Raw genomic sequence first — 17,586 nt, 5'->3', positions numbered from 1 at the left:
TTGCTATGTCGGCCGTGAAGCCTGATTAGAGTTGTTCCCGTGTCCTCCCTCATTCCCGTCCACGCATCGGAGCACGTCCTTGATGGTGTGTCCGAGTACCTCGCCACCGCGTTTTCGCTGAAGAACCCGGAGACGTCCAACGCCCTCAAAGCGTTTTTGGAAGACACAGAGCGGGGTATGTTTCACGGCCCGTACGTGCGGGTGCGTCTGCCCTACGCGCGTGCCCTGGGGTGGGACGGCATCTTGGACTGGATGCCCACCCGCTTTGCCTTCACGCCGTACCACCACCAGGCAGAAGCGTTCCGGAGGTTGAGGAGTTCGGACGGTGGTGGGGAGAGGCGTCCACAAGCAACGCTCGTGATCACAGGCACTGGCTCCGGTAAGACGGAATCCTTCCTGTACCCCGTGCTGGACCACGCAGCACGCACACGCGCACAAGGCCGCACCGGCGTAAAGGCGCTGCTGCTCTACCCCATGAACGCACTGGCCAATGACCAGGCAGATCGCCTGGCCAAGCTGATCACTAGCGAGCCAGGCCTGGCCGGTGTCACCGCCGGCATCTACACGGGTGAGGCTAAGGGCAACGTAAAGAAGGTAACTGAGCACTCGCTGATCAATAATCCAGATGAGATGCGGCTCAACCCCCCAGACATCCTGTTGACTAACTACAAGATGTTGGACCAGCTGCTGCTTCGCCCGGCAGACCGTGAGATCTGGGAGAAATCCGCAACATCGTTGCAGTACCTGGTGTTGGATGAGTTCCACACGTATGACGGTGCGCAGGGCACAGATGTGGCGCTGTTGCTGCGCAGACTAGGACTCATGCTCAAAACCCACCAGCCGGAAGGGTTTTTGGGCGAGTACGAACAAAACCCGCTTGGCAGGGTCACGCCGGTGGCAACGTCCGCAACCCTGGGCGGTGAGGGCGACCAGGAGAAGGTGCTGAACTTCGCGGCCACCATCTTTGGTGAAACGTTCACGCCAGACGCCGTGGTGGGCGAGCGCACGCTGAGCTACCAGGACTGGGTGGCAGAACTCGCGGAAGCCTACGGTGCGCACCCGGTGCAGCCGTACCCGGACATTGAGCAGCTGCGCACCGTGGTGGAAACCATCCAGCAAGACACCTCGGGTCGCGACCACGCGGATCTGGTGCTGGATGTGTTCCGCACCCAGCTGTGGGGCGCGGGCGAGAGCCTCGAAGAAACCATCTCGGCGTACGCGGTACACCCGCTGACCCAAGCGCTGCTGGAGCAAGCAAACACGGCAAAGCCGCTGATCAACCGTGAAGGCGAGCAGGAAGACACCCTGCCGCTGTTGGTGCTGGGCCCGATTGTAGAGCGCTCTTTAGGCACCGAAGTGGCCCGTGAATTCATTACCCACCTGCTCACCGCGGTGGCGCACCTGCGCGCGAAAGCCGGCGAGAAGTACCGCTTTGAGGGCAAGCGCCTGCCGGGCGTGGAAACGCACCTGTGGCTGCGTGAAGTCTCCCGCATTGAGCGCACCGTAACCCCCAATGACACCGGAGACATCTTCCGCTTCGCCGATGACGGCCACCTGGTCTGGGACGAAGCCGGGGTGTGGCTGCCCGCCATCTACTGCCGTGAGTGCGGACGCGCCGGGTGGATGGCCGCGATGGAACCGGGCACCGATGCAGTGGTGCTCAACGGTGCCGAGATCCGCCATGCGTCATTCAATGCCCGTGAGAGGACCAGGCCGCTTATCGACGCCACGACGGAGCACCGCCGCGCCACCGCCGAAGGCGTGCCGTGGTCTGCCATGAGTGATGACGAAGGCAAGCGCACCATGATGTGGTTCCACACCGAAACCCGGAGCTTAAGCACCGCGGACCCCAGCGAGGAAGACCTGGCGGAAGGTAAATCGGTGCCGGTGCTGACCTACTCCGGTCTTGGCGCGGAGGATTACGCGCGCGACCAGGTCTGCCCGTCCTGTGGTGGTACGGACACGATCCGCTACATCGGTTCACGCGTGGCAACGCTGCTCTCAGTTGGCCTGTCCAACCTCTTCGGCATGCCGGAGCTGGACCAGAACGAGAAGAAGACCCTGGTCTTCGCGGACTCGGTGCAGGATGCAGCACACCGCGCAGGCTTTGTGCAGTCGCGTGCGCGTGCCTTTGGCATTCGTACGTTGATGCGCAGTGTGGTCACACGTGCGGGGTTGGATGAGGGGGGTGAGGTGACCGTCGCAACGCTGCCGCACCGCATCCTCCAGCAGGCGGACGCGGACGCGGACCCGGCGCGCGCCCGCTTCGAGCTGCTGCCGCCGGAGCTTGCAGAGACCCCAACGTTTGCACCGTTTTGGATGAAGGATGCCCCCGATGCGGAGCGCAGGCGCGCAACCACGGCGGTGCTCAACCGCCTGGAGCTTGATGCGGCGCTGGAGTTTGGTCAGCGTGCGCACTTGCCGCGCTCCTTGGTGTCCACGGGTGCGTTGGCATCGTCGGTGCAGGTTGAAGACCAGGTGCTGTTGGATGCTGCGGAGGCGGCGCTGCGCAAGGTTGATGCTGGCCTGTTTGAGCTCAAGGACGCGTCCTCGCCAGAGGTTCGGTTGCGGTGGATGCGTGGGCTTCTAGAGCAGGTGCGTGAGCGCGGCGGCATCACCACGACGCTTTTGCAGAAGTACCTGCAGGATGACGCCAACTCTTGGCGCCTGCACAACCGTTTTGCCAAAGCGGAAGGCGTACCGAGCTTTCCCAAGGGTGGCGCGCCGGAGTTCCCACGCGCAGGCGCCGCGCTAGATGAAAAAGATCGCGGCATCACCCCGCTTGGCAGCCCGCGCGGGCGCTACGCACGGTGGACGTCGAAGATGCTGGGCATCTCAACCCATGACGCCACCACTGCGCTTACCAACGTGTTCAAGGAACTCGCCAACGCCGGTGTCATGGAGGCGATCACCACCGGCACGGGTGGCACCGTCTACGCACTCAAACCAGAACAGGTGGTGGTGCGGTTTGAAGACCACGCGCGCTCCTTAAGGTGTGGGGTGTGTCATGGAACGTTGGGCGCAGACAAGCAGACCAGTTCTTTGCTTGCCGGGATGCCGTGCTCAACCCCCGGTTGCCTTGGTGAGCTCGAGCCGGCCGATATTGAGCCGAACTACTACTCACGGCTCTACACCTCCACCACCCCGCGTGCGGTGGTCGCGCGCGAGCACACCGGGCTGATACCTAAGGATGAACGCCTGGCGCTGGAGCGCTCTTTCCGCGGCGCGGAAACCGCACCGAACGCGCCGAATGTGCTGGTGGCAACACCAACGCTGGAGATGGGTATTGATATTGGAGACCTGTCTACCGTCATGCTGGCGTCTCTGCCCAAGTCTGTTGCCAACTACGTGCAGCGTGTGGGGCGCGCCGGGCGTTTGACCGGCAACTCGCTGGTGCTGGCGTTTGTGCAAGGCCGCGGCACGACACTGCCCAAGCTGAATAAACCGCTGTCCATGATCGCAGGGTCTGTTGTTCCGCCGGCGGCGTTTTTGTCCGCCACCGAGATCCTGCACCGGCAGGTCACCGCGTATTTGGTGGACACGTTGGACTTCGCCGCGGAGGGGCTGCAGGTGAAGGACGCAACCAGCGTGTTCTCTACCAAGCGCAGGTCTCTTGTAGAGGTGCTGGCAGAAGACATTGCCGCGGGCGTGGACGAGCGCGTGGATGCGTACCTGGCCACCGTGGAAGGCGCGGTGGATGAGGTGTCGCTTGCCGGTGTCCGCGAGTGGGCCACGGGCCTTGGGCCGGACTCCCTGGTTGGTGAGCTCAAGCGCTGCCAAGAACTGTGGGACAGAGAAGTGAAGATAATGACTGAACGCTTCGATGTACTGCAGGACCGGATGATCCAGCTGGAAGCGAAGGCAGACCCGAACGCGGGCACCGAAAACGCCGATGCGGAGTTGGAACGTGAAAAACGCAGCACCAAGGCGGCGCTCAAACGCACGCAGCGCGACATCAGCGAGATCTTGCTTAAGGAATACTGGATTTCCTCCATGGAGCGCTACGGCTTGCTGCCCAACTTCACGCTTCTGGATGATTCGGTGGAGCTGGCCGTGGTGGTCTCTCAACTCAACCCGTCCACGCTGCAGATTGATCCGGAAACCTTCGAACTGTCCCGCGGCGTGTCCTCCGCGCTGATGGAGCTCGCGCCGGGCAACACGTTCTACGCCCGCGGCATCGCCGCCACCGTGGATGCGGTGGAGATGGGCCACAACGGCGGCGACATTGAGCAGTGGCGCCTGTGTCGCGCCTGCTCCTATGGCGCGCGCGTCACCGAAGGCGCAACGCCTGCCGCCTGTCCGGTCTGCGGCGACGCCGGTTTTGCGGACAAGGGCCAGGTGTTGGACTCGGTTCGCATGCGGCGGGTCTCGGCGGAGGTTGATAGGGCTAGGTCGCTTATCGACGGCACCCATGAAGAACGCACCAGCCTCAACTACATCACCACCCTGAGCTTCGCCGTACCCGAAGGCGGACACGGCGGCCGATGGTTCACCTCCCTCGGCTTTGGTGCGCAGTACCTGCGGTACGTGAACTTGAGCTGGTTCAACCTGGGCCGTGGCCCGAGCGCCAAGAGGATCTACGCCAACAGGGAAACGGACGCTCCTCTGTTCACGGTGTGTAACTACTGCGGGCACTTAGATTCCCAGAAGGGCGCTAACTCCAAGTGGGACCACAGGCCGTGGTGCCCGAAGCGCAACGCCAGCGAGGAAGAGACCGTAACCGTGGCGTTGTCACGCACGCTGCAAACTCAGGGCGTGCTGCTGCACGTGCCGGTGCAGCTGACCGCGGGCGACAACTCCACCATCCCCAGCCTGACCGCGGCGATCAAGCTTGGCTTTAAGGAAGACTTGGGTGGTGAGCCGGAGCATCTCAGCGTGGTTACCGTGCGCGTGCCGGATGATAAGGGCGACACCGTTGATGCGTTGTTGATGCATGACATTGTGCCCGGCGGTACCGGTTACCTTTCGCAGTTCGCCACGCCTGAAGACGTCCGCCGACTACTGGAGAAGGCGTTCACCCGTGTGAAGAATTGCTCGTGTGCCGCCGATGAGCGCTTGGCCTGCCCGGACTGCCTGTTGCCGTACACGCAGGCAAGTCATCTGGAGGTCACCTCACGTGCGGCGGCCGAGCGGGTCTTGCGTGCCATCTTGGCCGACCAAGATCACCCGGGGGCAGACCTTGACCCGTTGAGCGTTACCTGGGAGACCCAAACCGAAGCGCCGGTGCGTGATAGCGCCTCCAACCTGGAGGTCCGCTTCCGTGAGATTCTGCGCAAGGCTTTGGAAGACCGCCACGCCACCGTCAAGGACATCCCCAACGCTGGCCAGGTGGAGTGGCAGATCACTTTCACTGACGGTGAGGAGTGGAAGATGCGTGAGCAGGTGGACAAGGGCTACACCAAGCCAGACTTCTTGTTTACCCACCGCACCAAAGCCAATGTGCGCCCAGTGGCGGTGTTTACGGACGGCGCGGCGTTCCACATCAGCCAAGCGCACTACCGCTTCCCGGATGACATAGCCAAGCGCAACCGTCTGCACTATGAGGAGTCCTGGTTGCCGTGGAACGTTACGGATGCGGATATCACCTGGTTTGAAGACGAGCAAAAGCAAGTTGACCAGAAGCCGGCGTGGGCGAGGGTGAAGAAGTTCCCTGAGTTCAAGGGCTTTAGTACAGACGCCTGGAAGATGCTCACCTCTTCCCCTGTCACCCAGCTGCTGGACTACCTGGCCGGGCCGGAGAAAGCCACCTACGGTATGACTGCCCAGGCGCTGATGCGACTGCTTATTGGCAAGTCAAAGGCACGTAGCATCCCGGGTGGGGCGCATGTGACCTTCCGCGACCAGATCCACCTGCGCTGCGCGTTTTTTGAGCAACAGCTGCACCCCAAGCGCGCCTACGTAGAGGCACCGCACGCTGGTTCCATTACTGATGAGAACTGGCGTGACTTCCTGCGCTTTGCCAACATCTGGTGGCTTGCAGACTCCCCTGTGGTCATTGCCACCATCGCGGAAGATGAGGGCGCGGTTGCTGTGGAGCCGGCCGAGGTTCCTGCAGCGGTATCCCCGGATGCCGACGCTGTGGCCGACGAGGTCCCCGAAGCCTGGGCCGAAGCGATCGAGGAGTTTGAGGACGAATCCAGAGTGCTCGCCGCCCTGCAGCTGCTGGCACGAGCCGGTGCGGAAGCCACCGAGGATATTGGTGAGGAAGTGGGGTCGCTGCCCACCGCCGTATCCTGGCCAGATCGCAAGATTGCACTGCTGATGCAGCAAGACGCGTCCTACGCACAAGCCGAGGACACCCTGCGTGATCAGGGTTGGACGTTGATGTATCCAGATACACTCAGCGAGCAAACAATTCCGGCAGCGTTGCTGGGTAAGGGTGATTAACACATGACACAGATGGTGACGTTTAGCTTCTACAGCGGCCTGCGTTTAGACGGGGTGCTGCACAAACCCGTCATGAACTTCCTGCAGAAGCTTGCAGAAGATCCCACCAACCCGTCGCTGCGCATCAAGACGCTTAGCAACGCGGTGGACAAGCGCGTGCGCACCGGCCGCGTCAATGACCAGTTCCGTGCGGTGCTCTTTGAGATTCGCGACGCCGAAACGCACCACTTCGTCCTCGTCGACGTTGACTCCCACGACGAAGGCAACGCCAAAGCCGAACGCCTCGACCCTGCGCGCCTTCGCCTGACCGTCAACCCCGTCAACGGCCTGACCCAGCTCATCCAGGAAGACGCACCCGCCGCTGACACGGCTGCTGCCGAGAGCACCTCCGAGGCCAAGGCGAAAGCCGCAGCCGAAGCCGCCGAGAAGCTGGCCGCAAAGCAGCAAGAGCAGGCGCGACACCTTTCGGAGGCGGATGGGGTGGATGCGGTCGTCGCAGAGAAGCCAAAGGCCCCGCCGCGCACCGAGATGGAGCACAACGGCTACACCCCGGCCAGCCTGTACGAAGAGCTCGGTGTGGACCAGGCGCTGCTGAAGGCTGTGTGGCGCGCCGAGTCTGAGGCAGAGCTTCAGTTGCTTCTGAACGCCCGGCCGACCTGGGAACACGACGCCATCCTCGGCCTTGTAGCCGGCTACACCGTCGACGAAGTGCGCGACTCCCTGGGACTGCAGAAGCTAGAGCCCGGCGCGGTGGAACAATCCGGTGCCGACGAAGACACGCTTTTGCTTGCCGGCCTGCGCCAACCCGCAGCTGAACTGGACTTCGCCTACGTGGATGACGTGGATACCGAATCCCTACGCGCCGTGATCAGTCTTGGCGATTTCGACCAGTGGCGTGTGTTCATCCACCCAGAGCAACGCCGCATGGCGGAAGGCGCACGCAACGGCTCCGCGCGTGTCTTCGGTGGCGCCGGCACCGGCAAGACCGTGGTTGCCGTGCACCGCGCGAACAACCTGGCGCGCCGGGCAATACCGAACCAGCCCGCTGGCGATGAGGCACCGCGCATCCTGCTGACCACGTACACCAAGGGCCTTGCGCAGGGGCTGAAGTACCAGCTGAATACGTTGAACCCGCATCACCCTGCGGCGGAGTCACTTGGTCAGCCCGGTATTTGGGTGGACAACGTGGACGCCGCGGTACGCCAGGTGTTGACGTCCGCCGCACCACACGAAGTGGAGGCCGCCACCAAACGCGTCCTGGGCCTGGGTGCGCCGCGCGTGCGCCCCTACCTGGAACGCGACGCCGAACAGGTCTGGGAGACCGCACTGGAAGCCGCCAGCGATGACCTGCCGCGCTCCATTGCAAACCTCACGTTCCTGCAGCAGGAGTACGAAGGCGTAGTCCTTGCTGGCCAGGTGACCTCGCTTGCGGAATACCTCAAGATCGCACGCACCGGTCGCGGCACACCGCTGAACCGGAAGCAGCGCAAACTGGTGTGGGCCGTTATGGAATCCGTCATGCAAACCCAAGCAGTGGACGGGCAGTTGTTCTGGCCCACCATGAGTGCCGTTGGCGCCGAAGTGTTAAACGTGCGCGTGGAAAACGGCGGCGGGTACACGTTTGATCACGTGGTGGTTGATGAGGCTCAGGATTTCAACGCGGGCCATTGGCGATTCCTGCGCGCCTGCGTTGCCACCGGTCCCAACGATATCTTTATTGCAGAGGACTCCCACCAGCGCATCTACGGCCAACCGCTGACCCTGTCACGTTTTGGCATTGCTACGCGAGGCCGCTCTCAACGCCTCACCCTGAACTACCGCACCACCAAGCAGAACCTGGAATACGCCCTGCTCATCTTGCTGGGGCAAGAGGGCCTGGCGTACCTGGACGGCGAGGGAGACAACGACTCCGTCCGCGGCTACCGCTCCGCCCGCACCGGCCCGGACCCGTACCTTGTGCGTGTGAATTCCGAGGCACAAGAATTCGACGTTGCCGCCCACTTCATTTCTAAGTGGATGGACTCGGAGCGCGACGTGCATATTGGCGTGATGTGCCGTACGCGCGGTCAGATCTCCCGCGTTGTCTCCGGTCTTGCGGACCACGGCATTGACGCTGTGGCCACCCGCAACGCCGAGCGTGCTACGCCTGAGCAGGTGTCCGTGATGACCATGCACGGCGCCAAAGGCATGGAATTTACCCACGTCTTGCTCATGGGTGTGGGCAAGGAATTGATGCCGTTGCGCTTCCGTCTCAAGGACCTTTCTGAGGAAGACGCCCGCGAGGCCCTCCAACGCGAACGTTCCTTGCTATACGTGGCTGCTTCAAGGGCCCGCGACGAACTGGTCATCACCTCCACCGGTGAACCCTCCGAGTTGCTGCCGCCGAATCTGCCGTAGGTGTCGATTTGGGGTAGTTGGCCCCGGGCCTCGGGTGGCTCTCGGGACCCTGGCCTCCGGACCTCGGGTGGAGCTTTTTTGAATTGCGGCAGCATGTTGCCAAACCGGGGATATCTGCCGCAATTGCTCAGAGGCCTAGTTCATGCCTCACCCAATTCGAGTGGCTGCGTACCTGCATAACAACCTTCAAACCATCTAGTTTTGAGAGGAAGGAGAGAGTCGATGAAGCATTTCTTGATTGTGTACAACCGGCGTACGGGCGATCGCCAGCTGACCGAGTACACCGACGCCGATCAAGCGATTCGTGCTCGTCTTGAGGCGGAGTCTGAAAACTCCAATCCAGACGTTGAAATCGTGGTCATTGGTGCCGCCTCTCTCGATGACCTCAAGGTTACGCACTCCCGCTACTTCACTACTGACGAGCTTCCTACGCCTACTGAGTGGGCACGCGCCGTTTCGGCTTTATAGCCGCGCCTCACGGGTGCTACGTCTGATCCGGTTGCACGGCCACAGCGTGGCTTTCTTCCTCGACTGGAGTCACGGTAGCCGCCACAACCTCTGCTACTTCCTCGGTAACCTGCGCCAAGTTTGCCGATTCTTCGGCTGGGCGCGGAGAATCTGTGTCCACCCACTCCGCCAGCGATATGTTGCGCCCCTTCACCTTCCAAGCCTTCGGTCCGCTCACGGAGTTACCACTCAGAAAAGCAGCAGCGGCAGTTGGGCTTGAGAAAGGGATGTCCTTAATCAGACGGTTGCCCTGGATAGCGTGAGCATGGATCTCACGGTTGCGGGCTACGCTTCGCGGCGCACTCGGGACAATCGTTTCACTAAGGACAGCGCCCTTGAGCACCACGAACTTGTCGGCGTTCTGACGCGCCTCACCATGGAACGTGTTGGGTGATCCGATTTCGAAGATGGGGTCGGTGTCGCGGACGTCGTTAGTAATGGTGCTCTTCGAGGTGTTTGATGCGGACGCGTCTCCAAGCGGAGTTTCAAAGGCATCGATACCGAGAGACTTCAGGATGAGGCGCGTGTTTTGAATGTAGTCATCCAGCACCGGGATGTGCTCCTCAACAACGTTGCCTGCAGGTGGCTCGCTCTTGTTTCCGATCTGGAAGGTGCCAACCTGCTTCACCAACTTGTAGAAGGCATTCTCCAGATAGTTCAGTTCTGTCGGACCCCAGGAGTTATCGCTGGTACACAGGTAAATCGCGCGGTTGAACCACGCGCGCTCCTCAAGGGAACGGATCTCTTCCATTTCCTCGGGGTCCACTTTTTCGTTGCGTTCATCATTCTTCAAGTGCTCGAAGACGCGAGCAAGCGACGGAGCAGATTTCCTAGGCCCTGCTTGCCCAACGTAGATCAGTGGCTCATCCGTCTCGTTGTCAGTTCCCACGAGGAAGTAAATCGCATGGGTATTCAAGTCAGGGCGCGAGTTGATGTCTGGGCGCCTCAGCTCTTGCACGGGAATCGAATACACCCTGCCCAGCCAGCCCAAAATTGACGCTTTGACGGGGCCGTCGGCGGTGCCGTCGATAAGAAAGAGTTGAATGAGCTTCTGCTTTGCCATGCTGTGGCCTCCAGGTCATCGTGCGCGTCAGTTTTGGTGATTGTGAAACCATTATGGTCCACGGGAGTGGGCCTGTCTCCCGTTCCTTCGGACTCCGGACCACGGGTAGTGCTTTTTTGAATTGCGGCAGCATGTTGCCAAACCGGGGATATCTGCCACGGCTGGCAGCTGGCTCACAGTTTCAGGCCTATTGCGGCAACTATCCCCGGTTTGGCAGATATTCGCCGCATTTGAAAAAAGCTATGTATGGGCCGAAAACAGAAAACCCCTAAGCAGTAAAAGTGTTAATTGCTACTTTGAACAATCTAAACTGCTAAAAGTGCAAATTAAATAGGAAAAACAGGAGGTCATAAAATTGGCAATAAGTGTTAAAGTGGCAATGTGAATTGGAATGAGCAACGGCTGCTTGAGGTGTTGTCGCAACTGAGGGCGTTCGGTGACGACACAACCTTGATCGAGTGCAAGCGTGCCGCAGAGGAAGTGCCGGAAAACCTGGCGAAGACGATCTGCGCTTTTGCAAATATGCCGCAGCCAGGAACCATCATTCTTGGGGTGGATGAGCGGCGGGGTTTCGAAGTTACCGGGGTGGCCAATCCAGCCAAAATGATAAAAGCGGTCACGCAAATAAGCCGGACTGCGGTGGACCCATCCCCGCAAATCAATTGTTTGCCACTTAAAGTGCAAAACCGCGATGTGGTTGTCGTGGAAGTGTTGCCACTTATGCCGCAGGAGAAACCAGCGACGGTCAAGGGGATGCCCTACCTGCGTCAGGCTGACGGAGATTACGCGATGAACGCTAATGACCTCCGGATGCTTCAACTGGCAGCACTTGCTGAAGGCAAGACTCCGCAGTATGACTTTGAATCGCTACCAGGTACTGACACGGCACTGCTGGATGCGAAGCTCTTGGCCTCCTATGTGCGGATAGTCCGTGATTCCAGCCCTCGGCTGGGGAAGATTGAAGACGATGAGCGCTTGCTGCAAATGACCGGGGTGACGGATGCTGCTGGCAATATTCGCCGCGGTGGCCTGTACGCGATGGGCTACTTGCCTCAAGCACAGGAGCCGGCACTTGGTGCAACCGCAGCGGTTCGCCTGGCCAGGGATGGTAGCGGTATTCGCAACAAAAACCTCAAAGAGATTGAGGGGCCGGTGCCCGTTATGTTGCAGGACGCCATGCTTTGGGTCCGCAGGAATACCGACACGGTAAGCCGTTACAACGACTCCGGAAATCTTGTAGACACTCCCGAGTTTCCAACATCTGCCGTACGTGAAGTCATTGCGAATGCGCTGGTACACCGCGATCTTGGACCCTCCCTGGATACCGGGAAAAAGATTGAAATCCGTGTAACTGACCGCGCATTGGTCGTGGTCAACCCCGGCGGTCTGCGGGGCATTTCCGTTGATCAGCTGGGTGGGCCCGCCTTGGCCAAATCGGCTGTAAACAAGCGTCTGTATGAAATGGCTAGGAGCCTTCGGCTTGACGACGACTCCCGCGTCATCGAAGGCGAAGGCGGCGGCATCCAGGAAATCGTCGCAGCTTTGCGCGAAGCTCGTTTGCCACGCCCACAGTTCATCGATACTGGGGTGGAATTCAAGGTTGTATTTCCCCGAGGTTCGCGATTCTCTCCTGATGAGGATTCGTGGCTTGAGTCGTTGCAGCAATCCGTTGGGCCGCTCACTCCGAATCAGGAAGATTTGTTAGTAAATCTACGTGCCTATGGTCCTGCGGAACGGTCACGAATCATCGCTGATTATCGGCCGATGAGCGACAAAAAGTGCACCATGATGCTTGAAAAGCTGGAGGCCCTTGGTGTTGTGGAAGAATACGCGGGAATCTACAGCCTTGTTTCCGAGGGCGGCGAAACCATGCGCCATCCGCGCCGAGAACCAGTCACTGCCAGCGAAGACCGGTCGGAAGAAGTTGGGCAGCTGAGCAAGAATGCTTTGCCGGTTTATGCCAGCATCCGCGATGGAGCAGGTTTAGGAAAGTCGTTACGGGAAATCGAACTGGACACGCAACTTGCAGAAGGTCAGGTTCGCTACGCGCTTCGCCTGCTAATCGACGCCAACTTCGTCATCATGATCGGCGGCCGCGGCAAACCCGAGACTCGCTACTACTTGGCAGCTACTGCCTAATTACTGCCCAGCAGGCAGGCCTAGAAGGCATGCATGACGGCAGCAGGCGCACATCACCCCACCCGAACCAAGCGCAACCCGCACGTCCGTTGCCCCGCAGGCCTTCCCGATGACAGGTCTCAGCATTAACTGCAAACTGCAAACTGCAAAACTAAACCTGCAAAACCGGGCAAAGTGCAAAAGTGGTCGGCAAAAGTGCAACTTAAACTTGCAAAATTGCCTATTTTGCAAGTTGGAAAGTGGAAAAGCTGCAGGTAGACACGGCGACAAAGTGTAAAAGCAAAGTGACAATAAAGTGTTAAAAAGTGTTAAAGAGACTCACACATCCGCACTCTAAACAGCTAGAAGCAACTACCGCGCAGCGTTCGCTAACGCACAAGCGAGCCTGACCATAAGCCCAATCTTCGTCCGGGCACTAGCACACAACGCAAAAACTGCTATGAGTAGAGACAACCGACCTGGGGAAATGTAGGGTCAAAGTCATTGTCTGCTAGTGACGCGCCGGGGGTGTGTCTCGGGCGCAGCCGTATGCGCTACCAGTGTCTCGTCCAGCCCTCGGCCAAACCTAAAACCTGGCAATCACCTGTCAGCCAATGCAACTATCCCCGGTTTGGCAGATATTCGCCGCAATCGCTCTGCGGTATAGATGGCACCAACCACGAAAGCAGCGACACCACCCACCCCGACAAAGGAGCCCACCCATGGACGAGCAGGCGAAACTTGAGCGCGTATTCAACTACCGCTTCGGCGACATTTACGCCAACTATCTGGCCAAAGTGGAGCGCAAAGGCCACACGCGCGAGGAGCTGGATGACATCCTCGGGTGGTTCACCGGCCTCGATTCGGACGGGCTGGAGGCCGCGCAAGACTTGTCGCTACGAGACTTCCTCAGCCAGATCACCCTCCACCCCAACACGGACCTGATCACGGGCACGGTGTGTGGCGTGCGGGTCCAGGAGGTGGAAGATGCGTTGATGCAAAAGATCCGCAGGATGGACTTGCTTATCGACGAAATCGCCCGCGGCAAAACCCCCACCCACATCAAGTGCTAAATCAAGTGCTAAATGCGTTCAGCCAACGCCAACACATGCTCTTTTGCATGAAGGGCAGAGACGGATTCGATCTGAAAATCCGACCAGTTTTGAGTGATCAGGTCAAAGGTTTCGTATTGTTCTCGTGTATTGGGCGGTGCATAGATGACTGAAACGGGAACGTTGTTCGGAAGCGTGATGGACTCGCCCCGGGAGTCGAGTTGGCCACCGTTCTTCCGTAGGTTGAACACTCGCATGGTCCAGGCGTCTACGCCTTGGAGCCGCCTCGGGTCAGGATCGATGTTGAACGGAACGGTTCGGACCAGCTCTTTAACCTCGTTGTCATCAATCAGAGCAAGATCCGTTCGGACGTTCACACCAGCAAACGTTGTGGTCGGTTGGCGACGCAGCAAGGCAGCGACCTGTGGAACGCCTTCGTATGCGCGCCACACTTTTTCTTGGAGTCTTTGCTGCGGAGTCTTGTGGGACGCAGGTGTGCTGCGGATATACATGCTGAACAAGTAGTCAACGACTTCGCCGAGCTCCATATCGACGGCCAAAGTGCGATCACTTTGAACCTCCACAAAGTTATTCCAACGCTGATTTGCGGTGTTCAGGAAAGTGCGGATCTCCGTGCTAGGTCCGAACTGGAGAATTGGCTGATCAGAAACGAGGGGGGTCAATTCTTCGCGAAGCGTATCCAGAACTGTACGTGCTGCCGTTTTGGCTGCGTCTGACATGCCGTTGGTGCGGAGGTCGCCGGTTGAAATGATTCGCGCCGCTGAGGCGCCGTCTTCGCCCTCTGCAACAACGCCGATCCCCTGCCGGTCTAATAACGACGGGTCATGCTGGAGAGTCAGCGTCCAGTAGCGGAATTTCATAGCACCTCCTTCAAACGTGCAGCATCTCTTGCCGAAGCCGCTCGATGGTGTACTCACGGCGGTCTAAGCAGTATTGCACCAAAATTTCTACCTGATGGTGTGGGACCTCCCATTCTTCAGGAATTGCACACAGAACGTCCACTTTGAGATCCGGACTCAACGAGGCAACCGCATCCAATGCTTCACACCAGAAATGTTTGGGGATAGCTTGTTGAGGGTGGCCAATCTCGGTTCGCCCATAGAGCTCTGATGACGGGGCTAATACCCACAAAGACTCGTCGGACCCGAACCACATCCCGTGGTCGACGGAATAAATACGCATGTCATCTGAGGTGTCATGAATAACCTGCAGGTCTTTGGCGTTGCAGAGTATCCACAAGGCAATCAGTCGGGGAATCCTCTCCTCATTGCCGTCTCGACGTGTGAAACGAATTTTTTCGGAAGCATCCCAAATGTCCGCGAAGTGAAATAGCTTCGACCCAAAAACCGGCAGACTTTGAACTGTGTTAGTTACGCCAGCTTGTCCAGATGGGGTGGAAGTTCCTACAAGTTCGGGCGGAACATCAACGAGTGCCCAAGGCGCGACTGGCGCACCTAGGGCATCTCCGATTACTGAGCAAACGACCTCATTAATTGTGGATTGTGGTCCATGATCGTTATGCAGTTGCTTGCACCAGTAGTAGTCTCCGGAATCTGTAAGAGCAAGGAATGGACGGGTTCCGGTATTCGCAGTCTTTGTAACCGAAACTATCGCTGGTCTCGGTGTATCGTTTTGCAAATAAACTCCCCCTTACAGCCGGTGCCATTCACTTGTCGTGCATTCTCCATAAACGATAGTCGCTAAGTATGGCCGTTATCGGCCATTGTGGAAAGACACTGACACACCTCCCGCAAACCTCAGCAGTTCACCGCACAGGGCGAATGCCTATTTGACACAACCACACTCTGGAAAGCATGGTTCTGATTCCTCGGACCTCGGGTAGAGCTTTTTTGGATTGCGGCAGCATGTTGCCAAACCGGGGATAGCTGCCACGGCTGGCAGCGGGCTCACAGTTTCGGGCCTATTGCGGCAACTATCCCCGGTTTGGCAGATATTCGCCGCAATCGCTTTGAGGTACCACCCGCATCAAGCGCTAACCCGCACCTCCGTTGCCCCGTAGGCCTACCCGATGACAGGGCCTAGCATTAACCGCAAACTGCAAAACCGAAACTGCAAAGCTAGGAAAAGTGCAAAAGTTAGCGCGCAAAGTGCAACTTAAACTTGCAAAATTGCCTATTTGGCAAGTTTAAAAGTGGAAAAGATGCAGGTAGGCAAGGTTGTAAAGTGTAAACACAAAGTGGCAATAAAGTGCTAAAAAGTGTTAAAGCAGCTCACGCATCTGCACTCTAAACAGCTACAAGCAACTACCGTGCAGCGTTCGCCAACGCACCGTTGGGGTTGTACGGGCTGAAGAACCCATACAGTCCGAGGAGGATAGCGCCGATGACAAGAAGTCCGATGACGCTTCCGGCTTCGCTGCTGGCGTCAGTCTTCTTTTTCATGAGTGACATCGTATGACGCTCGGACGCCGCCCTCTGCAAAACAGGGAAATAGATTCCAAAGATCTTCGCCCTTTCCGGCAAACCGCCAAACTTACGGCCATAAATTTGGTTGTTTGTGCCTTCTCGTGAGCATCACTCGCGACCTTGAACCTGCCCATGCTCCCAGTTGTCATCTGGCGCACTAGCACACAACGCAAAAATCGCGGTGAGTAGAGACAATCGACCTGTACAAACGCCGGCCCAAAATCATTGTCTGCTAGTGGCGCACCCAGGGATGCGTCCGAGGCACACACCCAGATCCGCTCCCAGTAGCCCGGCCCGATCCAGGATCTCCCGCTTAGTCCCCGAACCTGACAATCACCTGTCAGCCAATGCAACTATCCCCGGTTTGGCAACATGCTGCCACAATTCCAAAAAGCTCCTCCAGCACCCCGGCCCCCAGCACCACACAGCCCAAAACGGCAGCCGACCTCAACCCCAGATCCCAGCGAAGGCTTCCTGCGCGAGCGCCCAGTCCAGCGACACTCGCTCCTGCTCAAGCCTCCGGTTGCCGCGTGTGATCAGGAGGCGTCGCGCGTTTTCTTCCTCCTCGGTAAGGAAAGGTAGGTGTCGGGTGGCGTCGCCGGGATCATCAACTGACAGGTGCAGAAACTTCGCAACGGTAGCGCTATCCATCGCAACGCTCTCTACCTGCCCGAAACCAGCACCAGCAGCACCAGCAGCACCAGCAACGCCAGCACCCATGTGGCTGCGCAGTGCGTTCAGAATGGCGTAGCCATCCGCATCCGCATCGCCCCAGTACAGCACCTTGCCGCCGCGGACCCAGTCAAGGGAAGCTAATTGCGCTCCGCTGTAGCCCGCGCCGAACACCAACACGGCGTTAGAACCAACAGGCGCTTGCGGCAGCGCAAGGAACGTCTCTTTGTTCTCCACAATCACAACCGTCAGGCCCAAAGGAAGCGGCAAGGCGTTGAACGGAACTGCGATGTCAAGAAGATTCGGTGTGGGGGCCAAAGAGGAGTCGAGGAAGCGGAGGCGGAGGGTGGCGTCGGTAAGCGAAAGGCCCAAAGTGGCCAGACCGAGCGGCTTGAGCAAACGCAACAGGAGGCTCTGGTGGCTCTCGACCCATTTGGTGTCAACGCCTTCAACGGGCAGGGCGCGCGGGCGCAGACCGGAAGCGGGGTGCGTATACATCCAGGTCAGAGTGTTGGTAAGGCGGGTGAAGTCCAAATTGTCCAGCGACAGCCAAGTGGAGTGAGTGCGCGCAACGGTCGCACGAAAGCCGGGGAAGCCCGGCGAACACGGGAACAATCCCACAAGTTCAGCAAACCGGGAGCGCGCCAACGCCAACGCTGAAGACTGCCCGGTGAGCTCCGCAACCCGCTCCCAACTGCCAATATGCACACGCGCCGGGACCCGCTGCTGGCCTAGGTGCGCCCAGCGGCGAGTAACCCACTCCACCTCCACCTGGGGCTCATATGCCTGCCAGGCGCGAACGAACTCGGTTGCCACTAAGGGCTCCGCTAGCACTTTCTTTGCGGTTGGCGGGTGCAACGGGATCGACTCGGGCAGCGCTGAACCCAAAAGCGCGCGTTCAATGTCAAGGCGCAACGGAAGCTGGTCGGGTAAACGCATCAGA

At 59.1% G+C, this 17,586-nt stretch carries 10 protein-coding genes; 5 read left to right on the top strand and 5 right to left on the bottom strand.

The features are described from left to right. Nucleotides 1–39 precede the first annotated feature (39 nt). The 3 genes from I6I71_RS02700 (at nucleotide 40) to I6I71_RS02690 (ending at nucleotide 9,252) form a co-directional block, all read left to right on the top strand. Nucleotides 40–6,387, top strand: a complete 6,348-nt coding sequence (locus tag I6I71_RS02700) for a DEAD/DEAH box helicase (RefSeq protein ID WP_201822083.1) — start codon at nucleotides 40–42, stop codon at nucleotides 6,385–6,387. Nucleotides 6,388–6,390: 3 nt separating this feature from the next. Further along, nucleotides 6,391–8,784, top strand: a complete 2,394-nt coding sequence (locus I6I71_RS02695; RefSeq protein ID WP_236587370.1) for a 3'-5' exonuclease — start codon at nucleotides 6,391–6,393, stop codon at nucleotides 8,782–8,784. A 222-nt stretch (nucleotides 8,785–9,006) separates the two neighbouring features. Continuing rightward, the gene (locus I6I71_RS02690) at nucleotides 9,007–9,252 is read left to right on the top strand and encodes a hypothetical protein (protein WP_201822081.1); all 246 of its coding nucleotides are present in this window, start codon (nucleotides 9,007–9,009) and stop codon (nucleotides 9,250–9,252) included. 16 nt (nucleotides 9,253–9,268) lie between these two features. Here the strand turns inward: I6I71_RS02690 and I6I71_RS02685 are convergent, their stop codons facing one another. Beyond that, nucleotides 9,269–10,354 (bottom strand): GIY-YIG nuclease family protein, encoded by a 1,086-nt coding sequence (locus I6I71_RS02685; protein WP_201822079.1) that lies wholly within the window; start codon nucleotides 10,352–10,354, stop codon nucleotides 9,269–9,271. 381 nt (nucleotides 10,355–10,735) lie between these two features. Between I6I71_RS02685 and I6I71_RS02680 the strand changes: the two genes are divergently transcribed. Next, nucleotides 10,736–12,493 (top strand): ATP-binding protein, encoded by a 1,758-nt coding sequence (locus I6I71_RS02680; RefSeq protein ID WP_236587369.1) that lies wholly within the window; start codon nucleotides 10,736–10,738, stop codon nucleotides 12,491–12,493. Between the two features lie 701 nt (nucleotides 12,494–13,194). Further along, complete coding sequence (locus I6I71_RS02675) at nucleotides 13,195–13,545, top strand: DUF2200 family protein (protein ID WP_201822077.1); 351 nt, start codon at nucleotides 13,195–13,197, stop codon at nucleotides 13,543–13,545. Nucleotides 13,546–13,553: 8 nt separating this feature from the next. Here I6I71_RS02675 and I6I71_RS02670 read toward each other — a convergent pair whose 3' ends face one another. From I6I71_RS02670 to I6I71_RS02655, 4 genes are all read right to left on the bottom strand, one after another. Then, nucleotides 13,554–14,405 carry a hypothetical protein gene (locus I6I71_RS02670; RefSeq protein WP_052205727.1) on the bottom strand — a complete coding sequence of 284 codons (852 nt, stop codon included), beginning with the start codon at nucleotides 14,403–14,405 and terminating at the stop codon, nucleotides 13,554–13,556. Between the two features lie 10 nt (nucleotides 14,406–14,415). Beyond that, nucleotides 14,416–15,183 (bottom strand): HipA family kinase, encoded by a 768-nt coding sequence (locus tag I6I71_RS02665; protein ID WP_201822074.1) that lies wholly within the window; start codon nucleotides 15,181–15,183, stop codon nucleotides 14,416–14,418. A 626-nt stretch (nucleotides 15,184–15,809) separates the two neighbouring features. Then, nucleotides 15,810–15,947, bottom strand: a complete 138-nt coding sequence (locus I6I71_RS02660) for a hypothetical protein (protein WP_157045353.1) — start codon at nucleotides 15,945–15,947, stop codon at nucleotides 15,810–15,812. Nucleotides 15,948–16,418: 471 nt separating this feature from the next. After that, nucleotides 16,419–17,582 (bottom strand): DUF3322 domain-containing protein, encoded by a 1,164-nt coding sequence (locus I6I71_RS02655; RefSeq protein WP_201822072.1) that lies wholly within the window; start codon nucleotides 17,580–17,582, stop codon nucleotides 16,419–16,421. Nucleotides 17,583–17,586: the final 4 nt, after the last annotated feature.

Origin of the sequence: Corynebacterium riegelii, from assembly GCF_016728505.1 — a bacterium.
In the GTDB taxonomy this organism is placed as follows: Bacteria; Actinomycetota; Actinomycetes; order Mycobacteriales; family Mycobacteriaceae; genus Corynebacterium; species Corynebacterium riegelii.
The sequence above is the reverse complement of the archived record's forward strand: the minus strand, read 5'-3'. Positions and strand labels throughout refer to the sequence as shown.